This is a genomic window from Nocardia sp. NPDC047038 (assembly GCF_040644075.1).
Classification (GTDB): Bacteria; Actinomycetota; Actinomycetes; order Mycobacteriales; family Mycobacteriaceae; genus Nocardia; species Nocardia sichangensis.
Window position 1 is genome coordinate 194,074 of the sequence record NZ_JBEYVQ010000003.1, and the last position, 18,618, is coordinate 212,691.

The 18,618-nt window shown below is 66.4% G+C and carries 20 protein-coding genes; 11 read left to right on the plus strand and 9 right to left on the minus strand.

From position 1 onward, the window contains the following. Positions 1 to 39 precede the first annotated feature (39 nt). Both ABZ824_RS14410 and ABZ824_RS14415 read left to right on the plus strand, forming a co-directional pair. A complete protein-coding gene (locus ABZ824_RS14410) occupies positions 40 to 1,077 on the plus strand; it encodes an LLM class F420-dependent oxidoreductase (RefSeq protein ID WP_355076864.1) in 1,038 nt (345 codons plus the stop codon). A 22-nt stretch (positions 1,078 to 1,099) separates the two neighbouring features. Then, the gene (locus tag ABZ824_RS14415; RefSeq protein ID WP_356963625.1) at positions 1,100 to 2,692 is read left to right on the plus strand and encodes an acyl-CoA synthetase; all 1,593 of its coding nucleotides are present in this window, start codon (positions 1,100 to 1,102) and stop codon (positions 2,690 to 2,692) included. 211 nt (positions 2,693 to 2,903) lie between these two features. Here the strand turns inward: ABZ824_RS14415 and ABZ824_RS14420 are convergent, their stop codons facing one another. Together ABZ824_RS14420 and ABZ824_RS14425 are read right to left on the minus strand one after the other, a co-directional pair. Beyond that, a complete protein-coding gene (locus ABZ824_RS14420) occupies positions 2,904 to 3,110 on the minus strand; it encodes a hypothetical protein (RefSeq protein WP_063022326.1) in 207 nt (68 codons plus the stop codon). A 591-nt stretch (positions 3,111 to 3,701) separates the two neighbouring features. After that, the gene (locus tag ABZ824_RS14425; protein WP_356963626.1) at positions 3,702 to 3,833 is read right to left on the minus strand and encodes a hypothetical protein; all 132 of its coding nucleotides are present in this window, start codon (positions 3,831 to 3,833) and stop codon (positions 3,702 to 3,704) included. A 751-nt stretch (positions 3,834 to 4,584) separates the two neighbouring features. On the opposite strand from ABZ824_RS14425, the gene ABZ824_RS14430 reads away from it, so the two are divergent. Beyond that, positions 4,585 to 5,085 (plus strand): DUF6879 family protein, encoded by a 501-nt coding sequence (locus tag ABZ824_RS14430; RefSeq protein ID WP_356963627.1) that lies wholly within the window; start codon positions 4,585 to 4,587, stop codon positions 5,083 to 5,085. Further along, positions 5,082 to 5,924, plus strand: a complete 843-nt coding sequence (locus tag ABZ824_RS14435; protein WP_356963628.1) for a helix-turn-helix transcriptional regulator — start codon at positions 5,082 to 5,084, stop codon at positions 5,922 to 5,924. The genes ABZ824_RS14430 and ABZ824_RS14435 overlap by 4 nt, the downstream gene beginning before the upstream one ends. Before the next feature lie 168 nt (positions 5,925 to 6,092). Here ABZ824_RS14435 and ABZ824_RS14440 read toward each other — a convergent pair whose 3' ends face one another. Further along, on the minus strand, positions 6,093 to 7,091 hold the full coding sequence (locus ABZ824_RS14440) for a sigma-70 family RNA polymerase sigma factor (RefSeq protein ID WP_356963629.1): 999 nt from the start codon (positions 7,089 to 7,091) through the stop codon (positions 6,093 to 6,095). Between the two features lie 184 nt (positions 7,092 to 7,275). On the opposite strand from ABZ824_RS14440, the gene ABZ824_RS14445 reads away from it, so the two are divergent. After that, on the plus strand, positions 7,276 to 7,695 hold the full coding sequence (locus tag ABZ824_RS14445; protein ID WP_356963630.1) for a VOC family protein: 420 nt from the start codon (positions 7,276 to 7,278) through the stop codon (positions 7,693 to 7,695). A gap of 72 nt (positions 7,696 to 7,767) precedes the next feature. Here the strand turns inward: ABZ824_RS14445 and ABZ824_RS14450 are convergent, their stop codons facing one another. Next, positions 7,768 to 8,550 (minus strand): crotonase/enoyl-CoA hydratase family protein, encoded by a 783-nt coding sequence (locus ABZ824_RS14450; RefSeq protein ID WP_355076882.1) that lies wholly within the window; start codon positions 8,548 to 8,550, stop codon positions 7,768 to 7,770. A gap of 60 nt (positions 8,551 to 8,610) precedes the next feature. Between ABZ824_RS14450 and ABZ824_RS14455 the strand changes: the two genes are divergently transcribed. Next, positions 8,611 to 10,260 (plus strand): acyl-CoA synthetase, encoded by a 1,650-nt coding sequence (locus tag ABZ824_RS14455; RefSeq protein ID WP_356963631.1) that lies wholly within the window; start codon positions 8,611 to 8,613, stop codon positions 10,258 to 10,260. A gap of 56 nt (positions 10,261 to 10,316) precedes the next feature. On the opposite strand, the gene ABZ824_RS14460 is transcribed toward ABZ824_RS14455, so the two are convergent. The 3 genes from ABZ824_RS14460 to ABZ824_RS14470 are packed head-to-tail and all read right to left on the minus strand — an operon-like array spanning position 10,317 to position 12,349. Further along, positions 10,317 to 10,670 (minus strand): hypothetical protein, encoded by a 354-nt coding sequence (locus ABZ824_RS14460; protein WP_356963632.1) that lies wholly within the window; start codon positions 10,668 to 10,670, stop codon positions 10,317 to 10,319. Beyond that, positions 10,667 to 11,131 (minus strand): hypothetical protein, encoded by a 465-nt coding sequence (locus ABZ824_RS14465; RefSeq protein ID WP_356963633.1) that lies wholly within the window; start codon positions 11,129 to 11,131, stop codon positions 10,667 to 10,669. The genes ABZ824_RS14460 and ABZ824_RS14465 overlap by 4 nt, the downstream gene beginning before the upstream one ends. Before the next feature lie 30 nt (positions 11,132 to 11,161). Next, positions 11,162 to 12,349: an FAD-dependent monooxygenase gene (locus tag ABZ824_RS14470; RefSeq protein ID WP_356963634.1), complete on the minus strand. Its 1,188-nt coding sequence runs from the start codon at positions 12,347 to 12,349 to the stop codon at positions 11,162 to 11,164. A 101-nt stretch (positions 12,350 to 12,450) separates the two neighbouring features. Here ABZ824_RS14470 and ABZ824_RS14475 point away from each other — a divergent pair, with 101 nt between their 5' ends. Continuing rightward, positions 12,451 to 13,038 (plus strand): TetR family transcriptional regulator, encoded by a 588-nt coding sequence (locus ABZ824_RS14475; protein ID WP_356963635.1) that lies wholly within the window; start codon positions 12,451 to 12,453, stop codon positions 13,036 to 13,038. 70 nt (positions 13,039 to 13,108) lie between these two features. Here the strand turns inward: ABZ824_RS14475 and ABZ824_RS14480 are convergent, their stop codons facing one another. Next, the gene (locus tag ABZ824_RS14480) at positions 13,109 to 14,203 is read right to left on the minus strand and encodes an acyl-CoA dehydrogenase family protein (protein ID WP_356963636.1); all 1,095 of its coding nucleotides are present in this window, start codon (positions 14,201 to 14,203) and stop codon (positions 13,109 to 13,111) included. A gap of 20 nt (positions 14,204 to 14,223) precedes the next feature. After that, on the minus strand, positions 14,224 to 15,417 hold the full coding sequence (locus tag ABZ824_RS14485; protein WP_356963637.1) for an acyl-CoA dehydrogenase family protein: 1,194 nt from the start codon (positions 15,415 to 15,417) through the stop codon (positions 14,224 to 14,226). A gap of 154 nt (positions 15,418 to 15,571) precedes the next feature. Between ABZ824_RS14485 and ABZ824_RS14490 the strand changes: the two genes are divergently transcribed. The 4 genes from ABZ824_RS14490 (at position 15,572) to ABZ824_RS14505 (ending at position 18,616) form a co-directional block, all read left to right on the plus strand. Then, positions 15,572 to 15,760 (plus strand): ferredoxin, encoded by a 189-nt coding sequence (locus tag ABZ824_RS14490; RefSeq protein WP_355076896.1) that lies wholly within the window; start codon positions 15,572 to 15,574, stop codon positions 15,758 to 15,760. Positions 15,761 to 15,803: 43 nt separating this feature from the next. After that, entirely contained in the window at positions 15,804 to 16,706 is a 903-nt protein-coding gene (locus tag ABZ824_RS14495) for a 3-oxoacyl-ACP reductase (RefSeq protein ID WP_356963638.1), read from the plus strand. Between the two features lie 289 nt (positions 16,707 to 16,995). Continuing rightward, positions 16,996 to 17,760, plus strand: coding sequence for an ABC transporter permease (locus ABZ824_RS14500; RefSeq protein ID WP_355076899.1), 765 nt, complete (start codon positions 16,996 to 16,998; stop codon positions 17,758 to 17,760). A 4-nt stretch (positions 17,761 to 17,764) separates the two neighbouring features. Continuing rightward, complete coding sequence (locus ABZ824_RS14505) at positions 17,765 to 18,616, plus strand: ABC transporter permease (RefSeq protein WP_355076901.1); 852 nt, start codon at positions 17,765 to 17,767, stop codon at positions 18,614 to 18,616. Positions 18,617 to 18,618 lie beyond the last annotated feature (2 nt).

The following is an 18,618-nucleotide window of genomic DNA, read 5'->3' on the forward strand; positions in this document are numbered from 1 at the left end:
TAACTCTGGTGGCAAGCAGTTGATCGGAAGGGGTCCGGCGTGAAGTTCGGATTGCAACTCGGGTACTGGATGGCCCAGCCGCCCGCGAACGCGGGGGAGCTGGTGGTGGCGGCCGAGGAAGCCGGGTTCGACGCCGTCTTCGCCGCCGAGTCATGGGGGTCGGATGCCTTCGGTCCGCTCACCTGGTGGGGTTCGGCCACACGGCGGGTGCGCCTGGGTACGTCGGTGGTGCAGATGTCGGCGCGCACGCCTGCGGCGACCGCCATGCACGCGCTCACCCTCGACCATCTCAGCGGTGGCCGCGCCATTCTCGGCTTGGGCGTCTCGGGTCCGCAGGTGGTGGAAGGCTGGTATGGCCAGCCGTTCGCCAAGCCGTTGCAGCGCACCCGTGAGTACGTCGGGATCGTGCGCCAGGTGCTGGCCAGGCAGGCGCCGGTCACCAGCGACGGCCCGCACTACCCGCTGCCCTACACCGGGCCGGGTTCGATCGGGCTCGGCAAGCCGCTGAAGCCGATCGTCCATCCGCTACGTGCGGATTTGCCGATCTGGCTTGGTGCGGAGGGGCCGAAGAACGTGGCGCTCACCGCCGAGATCGCCGATGGCTGGCTGGCCATCTACTACGCGCCCCGGCTGGCCGGTATGTACGACGAGTGGCTCGACGAGGGCTTCGCGCGGGCGGGTGCGCGGCGCAGTAGGGAGGACTTCGAGATCGCCGCGAGTTGTCAGGTGGTGATCACCGACGACCCGGCGGGCGAGCTGGAGCGGATGCGCTGGATCATGGCGCTCTACATCGGCGGCATGGGCGCGCCGGAGTTGAACTTCCACGCCCAGGTGTACCGGCGCATGGGGTACGACCGTGAGGTCGACGAGATCGGCAAGTTGTTCCAGTCGGGCAAGAAGGCGGAGGCCGCGGCGGCGGTGCCGGACGAGCTGATTCTGGACACCGCGATCATCGGAGACGAGGAGCATGTCCGCAAACAGCTGCGGGTCTGGGAGGCCGCGGGCGTCACGATGATGCTGGTGTCGGTTCCCGATGTCGCGCAATTGCATCGGCTCGCACCCCTTGTCGAACAGTAGAACACGTTCTAGATTCAATGGGGTGACTGCCTCACCCGCCCCGTCGGCTCCGCACAATCCCCCCGTACCGGAGCCAGTGAAAATCCTCGGTCTGTGGAACATCGCCGAAGCCGAACCCGACCGGATCGCGATGGTCGATCCCTGGGGCCGGGAGGTGACGTATCGCGAATTGGCCACGCTCGCCAATCGTTACGCCACCGGCCTGCGCGGGCTCGGCCTGAAAACCGGTGACGTGCTGGTGAGCATGGTGCACAACTGCGTGGAGGCGATCGCGGCGTACTTCGCGGCCTACCAGTCGGGGTTGTACATCGTCGCGGTGAACTGGCATCTCACCGGTCCGGAAGTCGCCTACATCCTGGCCGACAGCGAGGCGAAGGCGTTCATCGCCAGCGATCGTTTCGCCGCCGCGGCCAAGGCCGCCGCCGACGAGGCGGGGTTGCCCGCGACGGCGCGCTTCGCGGTGGGCGAGATCGAGGGCTTCAAGTCGGTGGCCTGGCTCGGCGCCGCCGACACCGGCCGTCCGTCCGACCGCAGCACCGGCGCGCCGATGCTCTACACCTCGGGAACCACGGGACGGCCCAAGGGCGTCCGGCGGCCGCTCACCGGCGCGGACCCCGATGTGGTCCCGCCGCACACCACCGCGTTCTTCGGCCTGTTCGAACTCACGCCCTACGACGACCACGTGCACATCTGCGGCTCGCCGCTGTACCACACGGCGGTGCTGAACTTCGCCACCATCTCGATCAACCTGGGCCACAAGCTGGTTCTGATGGATCGCTGGGACGCCGAGGAGATGCTGCGGCTGATCGACAAGCACCGGGTGACGCACAGCCACATGGTGCCCACTCAGTTCCACCGGCTGCTGGCCTTGCCGGAGGAGGTGCGCGCCAAGTACGACGTGTCCTCCCTGCGCAGCATGGTGCACGGCGCCGCGCCCTGCCCGCAGGAGACCAAGCGGCAGATGCTCGAATGGTGGGGCCCGACGGTCACCGAGTACTACGCGGCCACCGAAGGTGGCGGCACGGTGATCAACGGCGCCGACTGGCTGCGCAAGCCGGGCTCGGTCGGCAAGGCGTGGCCGTGGTCGGTGATCAAAGTGCTGAGCGAAGAGGACGGCTCCGAGGTGCCGGTCGGCGAACCCGGCCTGGTCTACATGCGCATGGGCGCGTCGAGTTTCGAGTACCACCACGACAAGGCCAAGACCGAGGACTCGCGCGTCGGCGACCTGTTCACCGTCGGCGACATCGGCCACCTCGACGAGGACGGTTACCTCTACCTGCACGACCGGCGCTCGGACCTGATCCTGTCCGGCGGTGTGAACATCTACCCGGCGGAGGTCGAGAACGTCCTGATCACCCACCCGAAGGTCGCCGACGTCGCGGTTTTCGGCGTCCCGCATCCGGATTGGGGCCAGGAAGTGAAGGCGGTCGTGCAGCCCGTCGACGGAGCCGAGGGCGACGAGGCGCTCACCGAGGAGCTTCTCGCTTTCGCCGCCACGCAATTGGCGAAGTACAAGATGCCCAAGTCGATCGACTATCTGCCCGAGCTGCCGCGCGATCCGAACGGCAAGCTCTACAAGCGCAAGCTGCGGGAGCGGTATATCCCCGCGTCCTGAGACCCGCCGCCGGACGGACGGCTGTCGGGCAGCGCCCGGCCCACGTCCGGCAGACGCTAGGCGCGCCGCGCAGCCGGGCCGCTGGGGCTGTGACCCGGCCGCGCGACGACGCCGAAAGCGAATGCGCCCTTCACGATTCCCGTGAAGGGCGCATTCGCGTCCCCGCGAGATCGGACTCTGGGGGCTTACGTCGTCTCGATTCCGCTCCGGCTCACTCGTCCGGTGTGTACTCGGCGTACCGCCCCGACGTGGGGAAGGTGGCTAGGGCCAACTCCCGTGCAGCTTGGATCAATGCGGCTATGGCCCGGTGCTCGGGACCGAGGTAGCGGCCCGCTTCCTCTGTGATCTGTTGGAGCTGGTCTCGTAGCCGCACCGATGTTTCCTTGTCGAGTGCGCCGGGGGGTTCCGTGGTAGACATACCGCTCCTCTGGTCAGAACCAGTCAGGGCACTTGGAGGTCGGGACCTCTACCGTGCCGGATGCGTTGTTGTAGGTGAACTGGTGCCCCTGAATCTTGCCGCGTATACCGACGCTGACACGCCACTTCCCGGCGTAGCACGCGGCCGACACCGCGTAGGAGTGTCCACCGCCCCGGAACGGTGGGGGGATAGTCGAATCGGTTCGGGTAGAGACAACCTCCCACCGACCGCCCTCCTCGTGCTGCAACGCCAAGACGACTATGTGTTCGTCCGGCGGGACATCACACGCGGCAATACCGTCGCCCGTGATCTGGGGCGGTAGCACTGTCGGCACCGAGTGCGTGAACTCGAAATCGCAACTGCGGGCGGCGTGGGCCGTGCCGGTAGCCGCTGGACTCATGCCGATCAGCACAGCCGCAGCGATCAGCCCAGTAATGGTTTTCAACGGTTATTCCCCGATTTCGATGTCAGACCGGACCTAACTCGCTCCAGAAGATCGGGCGTTGGAGGTTCCCACTCGTCAAAGCTGGAGAGAAGAAACAGACCCGATCTCGTACCGGGATCACGTTCCGGAAGACCCTCGCCGGTCATCTAGATACCGCCTTGCTGACGCGTATCTTCGCGTTCGATCCGGTCCCGCCCCTGTTTCGGTATCCGCTGAGGCCAGAACACCACCGCGAAGAACGCGACCAGCGGGACAGCGAAGGCTATGAACAACCCCATCACGCGGGCTCCGTCTCGTCGTCCGCCGAACCGAGTCGTTCCGCTTCACCAGGGCCGAACGCCCGAGCATCGTTACACGACTGCCGGCTGTGGTGGAACTCGACATACACGCCCGGCTCTGCCTCGCCGGTGTCACCCCACCGTTCGAACACGCCACCAGGGAACGGGTAAAGCTCTGTGCGCCTGCGTTGTTGGACTCCGTCTGCGGTCATCTCAACCCCCTGTAGTAGGCAAGTGGTAGGCACCCCGTGACCGGTTCGCGGCACATGTCACGGGGGCCGACTCCGACGGTACGAATCGTCTACCGCGCCGGTCCACGATCGTGCTCAATCGTGCACGAGTCAAAGATTTCCAGTGCCTACCTGGTATCACTGAGCCACAATCGGTTCTGTACGTGCAATCTCGTGCACGACACAATCCGGAGGTACACAGATGCCGTTACGTTTCCTTGGCAAAGGCGGAAGCACCAACAACGGGTGCCCTACTTTGCTGGCGAATGATCCCGGCGGGTACGTCGTCCAAGCATGGAAAACGGACCGGGCCGATACAGTCGAGTTGCCACACCTGCTACTCGGGTTCTTGGAACCGGATACGTTCATCGGTGCGACGTTGACCGACACCGGCCGGGGAACATTCCGGCTCACCGGTCGGCCGGTCACTGAACCGGAACTACTCGCCCAGCTCGACATCGCGGACGACGAAACCGCTATAGAGGTTCCGAAGCTAGAAAGGACATTCTACGGTGCTGCTAGTGCCCGATGAAGGGTTCCCGGACCTACTCCGGACCTGCAAGCGGGAAGCGTTTCATCTCGAAGTGCTCGACACTTACGCCGAACCGAACGAGCATGAACCGTTCCGGCGATTCCTGGCAGACGAGCCGGATGACTACGCATGGTTCCAGCCGTGGACCGAGCTGATACAGGAGACGACCAGCCGGGGTGTAGCGGTCACACGGGTACGAATCGTCACCGAACCGCACACCGACTACACCCGGTTCGCGCTTGCCGTGGCAGCGCTCAATGTACGGGCAGGCGAAGACATTCGATATCTACCCCGGCATCATGCCGGGGAAGTCCCTTCGGATGACTACTGGCTACTTGATGACGAAACAGTGGTCTTCTCAGCGTTCGGGGAGTCCGGAGGTTGGTCCGGTGCGGCAACTACCGACCCGCACATTGCCGCGTACTGTCGCGGGCTCCGAGCCCGGTTCTGGCCTCTTGCCACTTCGTTTCCGGAGTACGTCACCCAGTGACCGGTTCAGTTGACCAGCAGCGCGAGTATCTCGGGGCGCAACTCCGAGGTATTCGCGTTGCCGCCGGGTTGTCCGGTGCGGAGTTGGCACGCCGTAGCGGATGGGACCCAAGCAAGGTCTCAAAGATCGAATACGGCCGGATACGCCCGTCTCTAGAGGACATCTCGGTGTACTGCCGACACTGCAACGCGGGTGACCAGCTAGCAGACCTCCACGCGGCGCGGCAGAGCATCGATACCGCGTACCTCGAGTGGCGGAAGATTCTCGGTACCGGAACCAAGCGCAGACAGCAAGCGTCGATCAAGTGGGAATCCGAAGCTCGGATCATCCGATCGTTCGAACCGGTCTTGGTTCCCGGTCTTCTACAGACCGCCGACTACGCGGCGGGCATCCTGCGGAAGGTGATCGAGTTCCAGCAGATTCCGAACGATCTGGACGCGGGTGTATCCAAGCGGTTGCAGCGGCAACAAGTCTTGTATCAGCGGGATCACTTGTTCCACTTCGTCCTTGGTGAACAAGCGTTGTATACCACCGTTGGCGACGCTCAGACGATGGTCGGCCAGCTCGACCGGCTCTTAGCTGTCCAAGGTATGCCACGTGTGACGCTCGGTATCGTGCCGATGCTGGCACCGTTCGAGACGGCTACCACGTCGTTTCTGATGTTCGATTCGAGCCGTGTCCTGGTCGAAAACATAACAGCAGAGCTGTCGATCACTCAGCCGCGAGAGATAGCGGTGTATCACCGGACGTTCGATGTCCTGGCCGGTCAGTCCGTGACCGGCGAAGCAGCACGGGAGCTGATCCGCAAGGCGCTGGACGCCCGTACGCCCCGACCGTGACCGTGCAGGGGGATTCGCTGGTCAGCGGTTCGGGAACCTTCTCCGCGTCGATCTTCGCGCACGGTGCAAGAGGACGGCGGCGCCTACTCGCGCCCGAACAGCAGGGCTCGAAGCGGTGCTGTTCACACGACGCATCCACGGCGCTTATGCCGCTAAGGGCGCCTCGGGTCAGATGCTCTCGCGCAGTTGAGGCGCGAGGCCGAACAGTGGGAACAACTTCTCGGTGTCCAGGAAGAAGTTCAGCCCGGCGATGGTGTCGCCGTCGAGTTCCAGCACCGTGATCGACCACGGTACCCACACGCCCGGCTCGTCGCCCGGCTTGTAGTGGCCGAAGGCGGGCAGGCCGTTGGCGCCCGCCAGCCGGACCAATCGCGAATCGCGGCAGGCGCTTCCGGTGCCGAGCATGAACGCGGCCACGTTCTCCGGGCCCGAGATCCACAGCTCGATCGGCGGCATGGACAGTGCCACATCCGTTTTCAGCAAGGTGGTGAGGGTGTCCATGTCGTAGGCCTCGAACGCTTTGACGAAATTGTCGACGAGTCTGCGCTGGTCGTCGTCGGTCTCGTCGTAGGTGTCGGTGGCCGCGGGCTGGACCTTGGACATGGTGGCGCGCGCTCGTTGCAGCGCGCTGTTGACCGACGCGGGCGACATGGTGAGCGCCTCGGCGGTCTCGTTGGCGGAGAAACGCAGCACCTCGCGCATGATCAGGATCGCGCGCTGGGTGGCGGGCAGGTGCTGGCAGGCGGCGACGAAGGCCAGGCGCAGCGTGTCCTTGGCGCTGGCGTGCTCGGCCGGATCAGCGCCGAAGGCCAGGGCGTTCGGGATCGGCTCGATCCAGACGTAATCCGGTTGGGGCGCGGGCAACGGCGAATCCGGCCGCGACGGACCGGACAGATCCATCGGCCTGGCGCGGCGCTGCGGACCGTCGAGCATGTCGAGGCAGACGTTCGTCGTGATCTTGTACAGCCAGGAGCGGAGGCTGGCGCGGCCCTCGAACGAGTCGTAGGACTTCCACGCCCGGGTGAGGGTCTCCTGCACCGCGTCCTCCGCTTCGAAGGAGGAGCCGAGCATGCGGTAGGCGTACGCGCACAGCTCCTTGCGATGGGTCTCGAACGCGGCGAGCAGATCGGGAGCGAGGCCGGCGGGGGAGCCGGGCGAGTCGTTCATGGGTGTCACCCTGCCACAGGCCACCGACAAGAAACAGGCTCTTCAACTCGAGTACCGCGCTGATCAAGATCATTAAACCTGTGCGGCCTGTGGGACGTGTCACGGTCGTCGCGGCGATGAATCGACCGCTCGCGGACCGTCATATCCGGTGACACGAAAAGAATTTGCTCGAGAGGAAGAGGCCATGAGCAGCAAGATGATCTTCATCAATCTCCCGGTCGCCGATCTGCACCGATCGATGGCGTTCTACGAGGCGCTGGGCTGGAAGGTCAACCAGGAGTTCACCGACGACAACGCCGCCTGCATCGTGGTGGACGACAACATCTGCCTGATGCTGCTCATCAGGGATTTCTTCACCACCTTCAGCAAGCGTCCGGTGGCCGACACGAAAACGGCGATCAACGCCGCGTACGCGCTCGCGCTCGGCAGCGCCGAGGAGGTCGACAGCCTGACCGACGCCGCGCTCGCCGCGGGCGCGACCGAAGAGGTGAACGAGGACAAGCGAGCGCAGGAGGCGCAGGTCGGCATGCACGGCCGCACCTTCATCGACCCGGATGGTCACCAGTGGGAGCCGTTCTGGATGGATTACCCGGGCGCGAACTGAGCCCGGCGAGGGGTCGCCCCCGATGCGCGTGCACTGGCCGCGCATCGGGGGCGTAGGGCTCGATCCGGGAACTCAGTTTCCGGTGAAAGAGGGCTTGCGCTTCTCCGCGAACGCGCGCGGCCCTTCCTTGGCATCGGCCGAGCGGAATACGGACATGCCGAGCTTGGCGTCGATCTGGAAGGCGTCCTCCTCCGGCATGGCCTCTGTCTCGCGGATGGTGCGCAGGATGGCCTGCACGGCCAGCGGGCCGTTGGCGGCGATCTGCCCCGCGATCTCCAGCGCTTTGTCCAGCGCCGTGCCGTCCGGCACCACGTGCCCGATCAGGCCGATCTCCTTGGCCTCGGCGGCGGTCAGGTGCCGTCCGGTGAGCAGAATCTCGGCGGCGACGGTGTAAGGGATCTGGCGGACCAGCCGCACCGCCGAGCCGCCCAGCGGGAACAGGCCCCAACGCGCCTCGGAAACGCCGAATTTCGCGCTCTCCCCGGCCACGCGGATGTCGGTGCCTTGCAGGATCTCGGTGCCGCCCGCGATGGCGGGGCCCTCGACCGCCGCGATCAGCGGCTTGGTCAGCCTGCGTCCCTTGAGCAGCGCCTCGAGCTTGGCCGGATTCCAGCCGCCGCCGTCGATGGTGTCGCCGGGGTGCTCGGAGGTCATGCCCTTGAGATCGGCGCCCGCGCAGAACGCGCCGCCCGCGCCGGTCAGGATCGCGACCCGGATGTCCGGATCGTCGTCCACCTGGTTCCAGGCGTCTTTCATGATCGCCATCATCTCGCCGGACAGCGCGTTGCGCGCCTCGGGCCGGTTCATGGTGACGATGAGGACGTGGTCGCGCTTCTCGACGAGGCAGTGCGGCATCGCTGATTCTCCTGACTTCGAGCCTTGTCAGAAACAGTAACACGTTCTATTTTTATGGCTGTGAGCTACAACATAGCGGACCTTGTCGAACATGCCATCGACCTGATGCCCGACCGCGTCGCGCTGGCCGACGACGGCCGCGAGGTCACCTACGCCCAGTTGGAGGAGCGGGCCAACAGTCTCGCTCACTACCTGCAAGAACAGGGAGTCCAGCCGGGCGACAAGGTGGGTATCTACTCACGCAACACGATCGAGGCCGTCGAGGCCATGGTCGCGGTCTTCAAGGCGCGGGCCGTGATGATCAACGTGAACTTCCGATACGTCGAGAACGAGTTGCAGTACATCTTCGACAACTCGGACATGGTCGCGCTGATCCACGAGCGGCGCTACAGCGACCGGGTCGCCGCCGTTCGTTCCAAGACCCCGCAGCTGCGCACCGTCATCGTCGTCGACGACGATACGACCGGCACGATCGCCACCGCAGCCGATTCGGTGGAATACGAGGCGGTGATCGCGCAGTCCTCGGGCGAGCGCGACTTCGGCGAGCGTTCCCCGGACGACCTGTACATGGTCTACACGGGCGGCACCACCGGCATGCCCAAGGGCGTGATGTGGCGCCAGGAGGACGTGTGGCGCGTGCTCGGCGCGGGCATCAACTTCATCACCGGCGAATACGTCCAGGACGAGTGGGAGCTGGCCAAGGTCGGTGCTGGCAGCCCGCCGATGGTGCGGTTCCCGATCCCGCCGATGATCCACGGCGGAGCGCAGTGGGCCACGTTCCACAGCCTGTTCGGCGGCGGCAAAGCCGTGATGCTTCCGGAGTTCTCCGGGCACGGCGTGTGGCAGGCCATCGATCAGCACAAGATCAATCTGATCTTCATCACCGGTGACGCCATGGCCCGCCCGATGCTCGACGCGCTGATCGAGGGCAATCCGGAAACCGGTCAGCCCTACGATCTTTCGAGCCTGTACGTGATGGCCAGCAGTGCGGCGCTGTTCTCGCCCGCGCTCAAGGACCAGTTCCTCGAGCTGTTGCCCAACCGGATGATCTCCGATTCCATCGGCTCCTCGGAGACCGGTTTCGGCGGTATCGCCATCGTCGCCAAGGGCGCGACGCACACCGGCGGTCCGCGCGTGAAGATCGACGCGTCCACCGAGGTGCTCGACGAGGACGGCAACCCGGTGCGGCCCGGCTCCGGCGCGGTCGGCATCCTGGCCCGGCGCGGGCACATCCCGCTCGGCTACTACAAGGACGAGGTCAAGACTGCGGCGACCTTCAAGGAGTTCAACGGCGTCCGCTACGCCATCCCCGGCGACTTCGCTCGCGTCGAGGAGGACGGCACGGTCACCATGCTCGGCCGCGGTTCGGTCAGCATCAACAGCGGCGGCGAGAAGATCTACCCCGAGGAGGTCGAGGGCGCGCTCAAGACGCATCCGGAGATCTTCGACGCGCTCGTGGTCGGCATCGAGGACGAGCGCTGGGGCCAGCGAGTGGTCGCGGTCGTGCAATGCCGCGGCGAGTCCCGCCCCACCCTGGAAGAGCTCCGCCCCATGCTCACCCAGGAGATCGCGCCGTACAAACTCCCCCGCAGCTTGTGGTTCGTCGACGAGATCAAGCGTTCTCCGGCGGGCAAGCCCGACTACCGCTGGGCCAAGGAACAGGCCCTCTCCCGTCCCGCCGACGACAACGCCGTGGCGAGCGCGAAGTAGGGGTTCATTCGCGTGGTCGGCCTCCGCGTCTCACGTGGTGGCCGACCATGACGGCATCAGCGGCGTCGATCGGTCTGCCGGGGATGCCCTGTGCCGGCAAGTGTGAGGTACAGGGTGCGGTTGGCGTCATCGATCGCGTACCAGATCCGTCCGCCTCCGGTGACCTCGTACTGCCATTGCTCCAATTCCGCGCCTCCGAGTTTGACCGATTTGAGCTCATACTTCAGTCGGTGCTGACGGGCAGGATTCGCTGCGCTGCGGGGGTCGCCCGTGATGTCGACCCATGCGCGATCGAGGTTTCCCGGTGCCTGTGCAAGCAGTTCCGCCCATCCGCGCGCGGCATTCAGGCTGTGTACGACGACTCGCCATGGATTGGGCCGCGGCACCTCATCGCCTCGGTGCAGCTTCATTCCGCCGTTCCCGGCCGGGAGACCTCGGTGAATTCCGACGGGTCGAACGGTCCGGTCAGTCGGCGTGCGAGTTCTGGCTGAGCGTAGATCTCGGCGGTGCTCCGCCATGCGGCCAGATCGCGCGCGAACGGAATGAAAAGTCCGGTGTCGGCACCGGCGATGAGCTGATCGAGCAGTTCGCTCACCGCCTCGATGCGGCCGGTCTCGGGCAACCATTTCAGCCAGGGGAGTTCTTCGGCGAAGACCTCTTCCGCCAAGGACCGATTGGACCGGGCGATTATGGCGAGGGTGCGGGCGAGCAGTCGCGTCGCCGTCTCCTTGGCCTCGAAGCGCTCTGAGCGCGACAGCACCAGATTCTCCGCATCGCGGCGCTCCAGGATAACGTCGGCGTCGTCCAAGGCGGGAAACACCGACGTCTGTTTACGAATCAGGTCGCTGAAGGGAAAGCTCTTCGCGGTCATGTGACTATTCTACGCGACTTCTGAAGTAGTTCAGCGGTTGGCGAGTTCGGACAGTTGGTAGGCGAGGCGGTGGCGGAAGGTGGGGATGCGGGCCAGGGTGGTGAGGGTCAGGTTGCGCAGGGTGCGGGCGGGGCGTGCGCGCAGGGTGGCCATCTTGGTCATGCGGTCGGTGAACGAGACGACGCCGAGCGCGACGGGGCGGCGGGTGGTTTCGTAGTCGTCCAGCAAGGTGTCCGGCTCGCCGGCCAGCACGCGGGCCAGCAGCGGGCCGAGGGTGGCGGCGTCTTGGATTCCGGTGTTCATACCCTGGCCGCCCGCCGGGCTGTGCACATGGGCTGCGTCCCCGGCGAGCAGGACGCGGCCGCTGCGGTAGTGGTCGGCGACGCGGTGGTGCACGCGGAATCGCGAGCTCCACAGCACCTCGTGCACCCGAACCGTGCCGCCGGGGCCGCGGGCGTCCAGGAGCTTCTGGAGGTCCTCGGTGGTCGAGTGCTCGGGCGCCGTTTCCAGGGTCGCGACCACGCGGAAGCGGTTCGGCTCCTTCTCGTCAGGGAGCGGCGCGACCACCATGACGCCCTCCGGTGAGAGATGCAAGGCGACTTCGTCGCGCGCGATCGGCCAATCCATCCGCACGTCGGCGAGGACGAAGGATTCCGGGTAGGTCGCGCCGGTGAATCCGATGCCCGCCTGCTCGCGGACGATGCTGTGCATGCCGTCGGTTCCGATGACGTAGTCGGCGCGCATGCTGCCGGGCGCGCCCGCCTCGTCGGTGTATTCGACCGTGACTCCGGCGTTCTCCTCCACGACCCGGGTGACCTGGTACGGCCGCCGCACGTCGCCGCCGGCTTTCCGCAGCCGCTTCAGCAGCACCGCCTCGGTGGTGTCCTGCGGTGTCATCAAGGTGTAGGGGTAGGGGGTCGGCAGCCCGTCGAACCCGATGGTCGCCAAGGTGTGCCCGCCGTCGTGGACGGTGAAGCGCGCGACGATGTCGCCCGTCGCGACCAGTTCGTCCGCGATGCCGAGCTGCTCGAGCACTTCCAGCGTCCTGGCGTGCACGACCGCGGCGCGCGAGGTGTTCGCGCCTTCGCTCAGCCGGTCCAGCAGGACGAAATCCACCCCCGCGTCGGCCAGGGTGATGGCGGCGGTGAGTCCGGCGGGACCCGCGCCGACGATCACGACGGAGGTGGTGGCGGGCAGCGGGTTCGGGGTGGCGTTCATCGGAACTCCTCAGGTCAACGTTTGTAGGCCAACGTTTGTTGACATAACCGTAGCGCGGGCCGCGCTAGTAAGTCAACAGTTGTTGGCCTACACTTGTTGGCATGACCGTAGAGCCTGATCAAGCCCCCGCTCGGCGCTCGGACGCGACGCGTGCGGCGATTCTGGAAGCGGCCCGTGCCCGATTCGCCGCCGAAGGCTTCCGCAAGGCGACCATCCGCGCCATCGCCGCGGACGCGGACATCGACCCGTCCATGGTCATGCGGTACTTCGGCAGCAAAGACGGCCTCTTCGCGGCGGCGGTCGACGTCCGTCTCGATCTGCCCGACCTCGGCTCCGCGGACCCGGACACCCTGGGCGAGCAGTTGGTGCGCCGCTTCTTCGAGATCTGGGAAGAGCAGCCGAACAGAGAGGTGCTGCTGACGCTGCTGCGCTCGTCGATCACCGACGAGGCCGTGGCCGAACGCGTCCGCGCCATCTTCACCCAGCAGATACTGCCCGCCGTCCTGCGTTTCGGGGATCCCGCCGACGCTCCACGCAGGGGAGGTCTGATCGTCACGCAGATGCTCGGCCTCGCCCTGTGCCGCTATGTCCTGTGCCTGCCCCCGGTCGTAGCCCTGACCCGCGACCAGATCATCGCCGAGGTCGCGCCCACCCTCCAGCGCTACCTGACATCCATCCCGACTGAGTGAAATCAGCGCGCAACGAAATCGGCCCGCACGACGTGCTGTCGTGCGGGCCGATCGGTCTGCCGTGCCGCGCTCAGCCTGCCAGCAACGCGCCGAGGGCGCGGAGGTGGTCGGTGCCCGCGCCGAGGGCGAACTCGTTGTGTTTGGCGGCGGTGAAGTAGTTGTGCGCGATGTGGTCGCGGTCGATGCCGACGCCGCCGTGCACGTGGACGACGGTGTGCGCAACGCGGTGGCCCGCGTCGGCGGCCCAGAACTTGGCGGTGTGCACCGCTTCGGCGGCGGGCAGGTCCTCCGACAGCAGCCATGCCGCTTGGGTGACCGCCAGGCGCAGGCCTTGGACGTCGATGTAGGCGTCGGCGAGCCGCTGCGCCACCGCCTGGAAGCTGCCGACCGCCTTGCCGAACTGCTCGCGCTCCCTGGCGTAGTCGGCGACCAGCTCGAGCGCGCGTTCCAGAGTGCCGAGCTGTAGGGCGCTCAGACCGAGCCAGGCGCGAGTGAGGATCCAGTCCAGGATCTCCGCGCCACTGTCCGCCGTGCCGACGAGTTCGCCGGGGGTATCGGTGAGTTCGACCGCGAATTCAGGGCTACGGTCGACCACCTGCTGCGCGGTCACGGTCGCCGCCGCGGGATCGACCAGGAACACCGCGGTGGTCCCCGAGACGGTGGCGGGCACCAGAATTCGCTCGGCCCGGTTCGCGAAGGGCACGGTGGTCTTCGCGCCGGTCAGCCGCCAGCCGTCCTCGGTCTCCACCGCGGTGGTGGTGGGTGCGGCGGGTTCCCAGTTGCGCTCCTCGGCCAGCGCGACCGTCAGGATGACGCTGCCCGCGCCCGCCCGGGTGGCCAGCTCCTGTTGCGCCGCGGAACCGAACCGCGCCAGCGCGCCCGCGCCGAGCGCGATCGACCACAGGTACGGCACGGCCGCGAGGTGCTTGCCCAGCTCGCGCAGGATGGCGGTCTGCTCGAGCGAGCCGAGGTCACTGCCGCCGACCGCCTCGGGCAGCGCGGCCGCGAGCACGCCGGTCCCGGCCAGCGAGTTCCACAGCTGCTGATCGAATCGCTCGTCTGCGGTGTCGAGGTCGCGCAGCCGGTCGGCGGTGACGAGCTTGCCGCACACCTCGCCGGTCAGTCGGCCGAGATCGAGTTGGGCTTCGGTGGGGGTGAAATCCATGGCGTTCTACCTGCTTTCGATCAGCGCGCCGCGGCAGGCTGCTTGAGGGCGGTCATGGCGATGATGTCGCGCTGCACCTCGTTGGTGCCGCCGCCGAAGGTCAGGATGAGCGCGGCGCGGTGCATGCGCTCCAGACGGCCGCGCAGTTCCGCGCCGGGGGAGTCCTGGCGCAGGTAGGCCTGCGGCCCGAGCACCTCCATGAGCAACCGGTACGCCTCGGTGGCCAGCTCGGTGCCGTACACCTTGCAGGTGGAGGCGTCCCACGGGCGCGGAGCCGCGTCGCCGCCCGCGTCGGCCCGGCTGGCGATCTCCCAGTTCAGCAGCTTGAGGTACTCGACCTTGGCGTGCACCTTGGCCAGGTTGAGCTGCACCCATTCGCGATCGATCACGCGGGAGCCGTCACCGGCCTTGGTGTTGCTCGCCCACTCGACGGTCTGGCGCAGGGCCAGCGCGAGCGGTGCGGCCGAGGTGAGCGCGACGCGCTCGTGGTTGAGCTGATTGGTGATCAGCGCCCAGCCGCCGTTCTCCTGGCCGACCAGCGCGCTCGCGGGCACCCGCACGTCCTGGTAGTAGGTGGCGCTGGTGTCCGGCCCGGCCATGGTGTGCACGGGCGTCCAAGAGAAGCCCTCGGCGGTGGTCGGCACGATGAGCATGCTGATGCCCTTGTGCTTCTTGGCGGTCGGGTCGGTGCGCACTGCCAGCCAGACGTAGTCGGCGTAGGCGATCAGGCTGGTCCACATCTTCTGGCCGTTGATCACGTAGTCGTCGCCGTCGCGCACCGCGGTGGTGCGCAGGCTGGCCAGATCGGTGCCCGCGCCCGGCTCCGAGTAGCCGATGGAGAAGTGCAGTTCACCGGCCGCGATCTTGGGCAGGAAGAACTTCTTCTGTTCCTCACTGCCGTAGTGCATGATCGTGGGCGCCACCGAGTTGATGGTCAGGAACGGCACCGGCGCGCCCGCGATCGCGGCCTCGTCGGTGAAGATCAGCTGATCCATGGTGGGGCGATCCTGGCCGCCGTACTCCTTGGGCCAGCCCAGCGCCAGCCAGCCGTCGTGGCCCATCTGCTGGACCACCTCGCGGTAGACGTTGCCCTGCCCGTACTCGCCGGTCTGCGCGCTCAGGGCCTCCCGGCGCTCGGGGGTGATGAGCCGCGCGAAGTAGTCGCGCAGTTCCGCGCGCAGCTGCTCCTGTTGCGGCGTGTACGCAATGCGCATGGCTATACCTCATGCTTCGTTGGATCGGGTTCCCCCGATCATTGCATATGGACTGAAACATGTTCCAGTATTGATACTGAATCCTCCCGATGACGCCCCGGTGGAGCGGATCGGCTTGTTAGGCTTCGGCCAGAGTGGTGGTAAAGGAGTTGCCATGAAGATCAGTGTCGATCCAGACCAGTGCGAAGCTAATGGAATATGTGTCGGAATCGCCCCCGACGTGTTCGAACTCGATGACGAGGACGTGCTGCACATCGCGAACGCCGATGTGCCCGCCGATCGGCTCGCCGATGTCCAGGATGCCGTCGCGCAGTGCCCCAAGGCGGCGCTGCGGCTGCAGTGAAGGACTCTTGCCGTAAGTTGGAACACGTTCTAGAGTCGGCCGCGTGAGCAATGATCTGAGCCTGGCGGGCCGAGTAGCGATCGTGACCGGCGGCGGCGCCGGACTTGGGCGGGCCGAAGCGCTCGCGCTGGCCGAAGCCGGCGCGTCCGTGGTGGTCAACGACCTCGCCGAGTCCGACGCGGTCGCCGACACGCTCGGCGCGATCCGGGCGCTCGGCGCCAAGGCGGAGTTCGTCGCGGGCAGCATCGCCGAGCGCGCCACCGCCGACGCGCTGATCCGCGCCGCGGAGGAGTCGTTCGGCTCGGTCGACATCGTGGTCAACAACGCGGGCATCACCCGCGACCGGATGCTGTTCAACATGTCCGACGAGGACTTCGACGCGGTGCTCGCGGTGCACCTGCGCGGCCATTTCCTGCTGTCGCGCAATGCCGCCGCCTACTGGCGCGGCAAGTCGAAGCAGGCGGGCGCGCCGGTCTACGGCAGGTTGGTCAACACCTCCTCGGAGGCCGGCTTGCTGGGCCCGGAGGGGCAGGCCAACTACGGCGCCGCGAAGGCGGGCATCACCGCGCTGACCCTTTCGGCAGCACGGGCGCTGGCGCGCTACGGCGTGCGCGCCAACGCGATCGCGCCGCGGGCGCGCACGGCGATGACCGAGGCGGTGTTCAGTCCCGCGCCGGAGGGGGAGCCCGATCCGCTGTCGCCCGATCACGTGGCCCGGCTCGTGGCCTATCTGGCCTCGCCCGCGGCCGACGCGGTCAATGGGCAACTGTTCGTCGTCTACGGGGGGATGGTGGCGCTCATGGCGGCGCCCGTCGTCGAGCATCGGTTCGACGCGGCCGCGGGGGAGTGGTCGCCGCGGGATCTGGCCGACACGCTGGGCGGCTACTTCGCCGATCGCCCCGATGGGCGGACCTTCTCGGCCTCTTCGCTGACCGAGTTGGGGTGAGCCGCGGCGGCCCGCCGCGAGCACGCAACTGATCAGCTGTCCAACTGTTGATCGTGGGATCGGTGCTTGGTAGACATAGGGACGGGTTATGTCTCACCTCACAAAGGTGGGATCATCAATCCCTGACACCGGTTCCAAATTTATATGCCGATCTTTCGAAAAATTGCACTTCAAATGTGTGAAAAATGCTACCGGCAACACGGTGAACATGTTCTAATCGTTCCGGCGGTGCGGCCACGGTGAGATTCGCGCCGTGTGCTGTGTCGCCGGTGAGCAAGGAGGATCGCGGATGAACGAGGTCCTTGCCGTGCCGTTGCGGGCCGTCGGCGGATTCTTCGAACTCACCGCCGATGTCGCACGCGCCAGCGTGCGCAGACCCTTTCAATGGCGCGAGTTCATCGACCAGTCGTGGTTCATCGCGCGGGTATCGATCGTGCCGACATTGCTGGTGGCCATTCCGTTCACCGTTCTGGTGAGCTTCACGCTGAACATTCTGTTGCGGGAGATCGGCGCGGCCGACCTCAGCGGAGCGGGTGCGGCGTTCGGTGCGGTCACCCAGGTGGGGCCGATCGTCACCGTGCTCATTGTCGCGGGGGCGGGCGCGACCGCGATCTGCGCCGACCTCGGCGCACGCACCATCCGCGAGGAAATCGACGCCATGCGGGTGCTGGGCATCGATCCGGTGCACCGCTTGGTGGTGCCCCGAGTGCTCGCCTCGATGTTCGTCGCACTGATGCTCAACAGCCTGGTGTGCACCATCGGCATCGTCGGCGGATTTCTGTTCTCGGTGTTTCTGCAGGACGTGAACCCCGGCGCGTTCGTCAATGGCATCACGCTGCTCACCCATCTGCCCGAGCTGATCATTTCGGAGGTGAAAGCCGGATTGTTCGGGCTGATCGCCGGACTGGTCGCCTGCTATCTGGGCCTTAATGTCAAAGGCGGACCCAAGAGTGTCGGTGATGCGGTGAATCAGACCGTAGTCTTCGCTTTTATGGCCTTGTTCGTCGTGAACGTGGTGGTCACCGCCGTCGGCATCAAGTTCACGGCGCGGTGATCCGATGGCCTTCGTAATCGAATCCCGCTTCCCCCGTACCGTTCGACGGGTGCGTCGGATGTCGGACTCGCTCGATTCGGTGGGAAAGCATGCCGTTTTCTATGCCCAGGCGCTCGGCGCCATTCCACGGGCGCTGGTGCACTACCGGACCGAGACCATCCGGCTGATCGCCGAGATCAGCATGGGCACGGGCGCGCTGGCGGTGATCGGCGGCACGGTGGTGATCGTCGGGTTCCTGACCCTCTTCGCGGGCGGCACCATCGCCGTGCAGGGCTACAGTTCGCTGGGCAATATCGGCGTCGAGGCGCTGACCGGCTTCTTCGCGGCGTTCATCAATGTCAGGATCGCGGCGCCGGTGATCTCCGGCATCGGCCTGGCGGCCACCATCGGGGCCGGTTCGACCGCGCAATTGGGCGCGATGCGGGTCGCCGAGGAGATCGACGCGCTGGAGTCGATGGCGATCCGGCCGGTGCCCTACCTGGTGGGCACCCGCGTATTGGCCGGGATGATCGCGATCGTCCCGCTCTACGCGCTGGCGGTAATCGCCTCGTTCCTGGCCAGCCGGTTCGCCACCGTGGTGATCTACGGGCAGTCGGCGGGCGTTTACGACCACTACTTCTCCACGTTCCTCATCCCGAGCGACATCCTCTGGTCCTTCGCCCAGGCGATCTTCATGGCACTGGCGGTCATGCTGATCCACACCTACTACGGCTACAACGCCGCGGGCGGGCCGGTCGGCGTGGGTGTCGCGGTGGGCAACGCGGTGCGCACCTCGCTGGTCGCGGTGGTCACGGTGACCTTGTTGATCTCGCTGGCCATCTACGGCACCTCCGGCAACTTCCATCTCTCCGGATAAGC

What these genes read in the sequence shown, in the direction of transcription:
- ABZ824_RS14490 (WP_355076896.1), top strand. Translation starts at nt 15,572, where the DNA reads ATGAAGATCAGTGTCGATCCAGACCAGTGCGAAGCTAATGGAATATGT.
- ABZ824_RS14440 (WP_356963629.1), bottom strand. Translation starts at nt 7,091, where the DNA reads ATGAACGACTCGCCCGGCTCCCCCGCCGGCCTCGCTCCCGATCTGCTC.
- ABZ824_RS14420 (WP_063022326.1), bottom strand. Translation starts at nt 3,110, where the DNA reads ATGTCTACCACGGAACCCCCCGGCGCACTCGACAAGGAAACATCGGTG.
- ABZ824_RS14425 (WP_356963626.1), bottom strand. Translation starts at nt 3,833, where the DNA reads ATGGGGTTGTTCATAGCCTTCGCTGTCCCGCTGGTCGCGTTCTTCGCG.
- ABZ824_RS14470 (WP_356963634.1), bottom strand. Translation starts at nt 12,349, where the DNA reads ATGAACGCCACCCCGAACCCGCTGCCCGCCACCACCTCCGTCGTGATC.
- ABZ824_RS14445 (WP_356963630.1), top strand. Translation starts at nt 7,276, where the DNA reads ATGAGCAGCAAGATGATCTTCATCAATCTCCCGGTCGCCGATCTGCAC.
- ABZ824_RS14505 (WP_355076901.1), top strand. Translation starts at nt 17,765, where the DNA reads ATGGCCTTCGTAATCGAATCCCGCTTCCCCCGTACCGTTCGACGGGTG.
- ABZ824_RS14485 (WP_356963637.1), bottom strand. Translation starts at nt 15,417, where the DNA reads ATGCGCATTGCGTACACGCCGCAACAGGAGCAGCTGCGCGCGGAACTG.
- ABZ824_RS14480 (WP_356963636.1), bottom strand. Translation starts at nt 14,203, where the DNA reads ATGGATTTCACCCCCACCGAAGCCCAACTCGATCTCGGCCGACTGACC.
- ABZ824_RS14450 (WP_355076882.1), bottom strand. Translation starts at nt 8,550, where the DNA reads ATGCCGCACTGCCTCGTCGAGAAGCGCGACCACGTCCTCATCGTCACC.
- ABZ824_RS14460 (WP_356963632.1), bottom strand. Translation starts at nt 10,670, where the DNA reads ATGAAGCTGCACCGAGGCGATGAGGTGCCGCGGCCCAATCCATGGCGA.
- ABZ824_RS14465 (WP_356963633.1), bottom strand. Translation starts at nt 11,131, where the DNA reads ATGACCGCGAAGAGCTTTCCCTTCAGCGACCTGATTCGTAAACAGACG.
- ABZ824_RS14475 (WP_356963635.1), top strand. Translation starts at nt 12,451, where the DNA reads ATGACCGTAGAGCCTGATCAAGCCCCCGCTCGGCGCTCGGACGCGACG.
- ABZ824_RS14500 (WP_355076899.1), top strand. Translation starts at nt 16,996, where the DNA reads ATGAACGAGGTCCTTGCCGTGCCGTTGCGGGCCGTCGGCGGATTCTTC.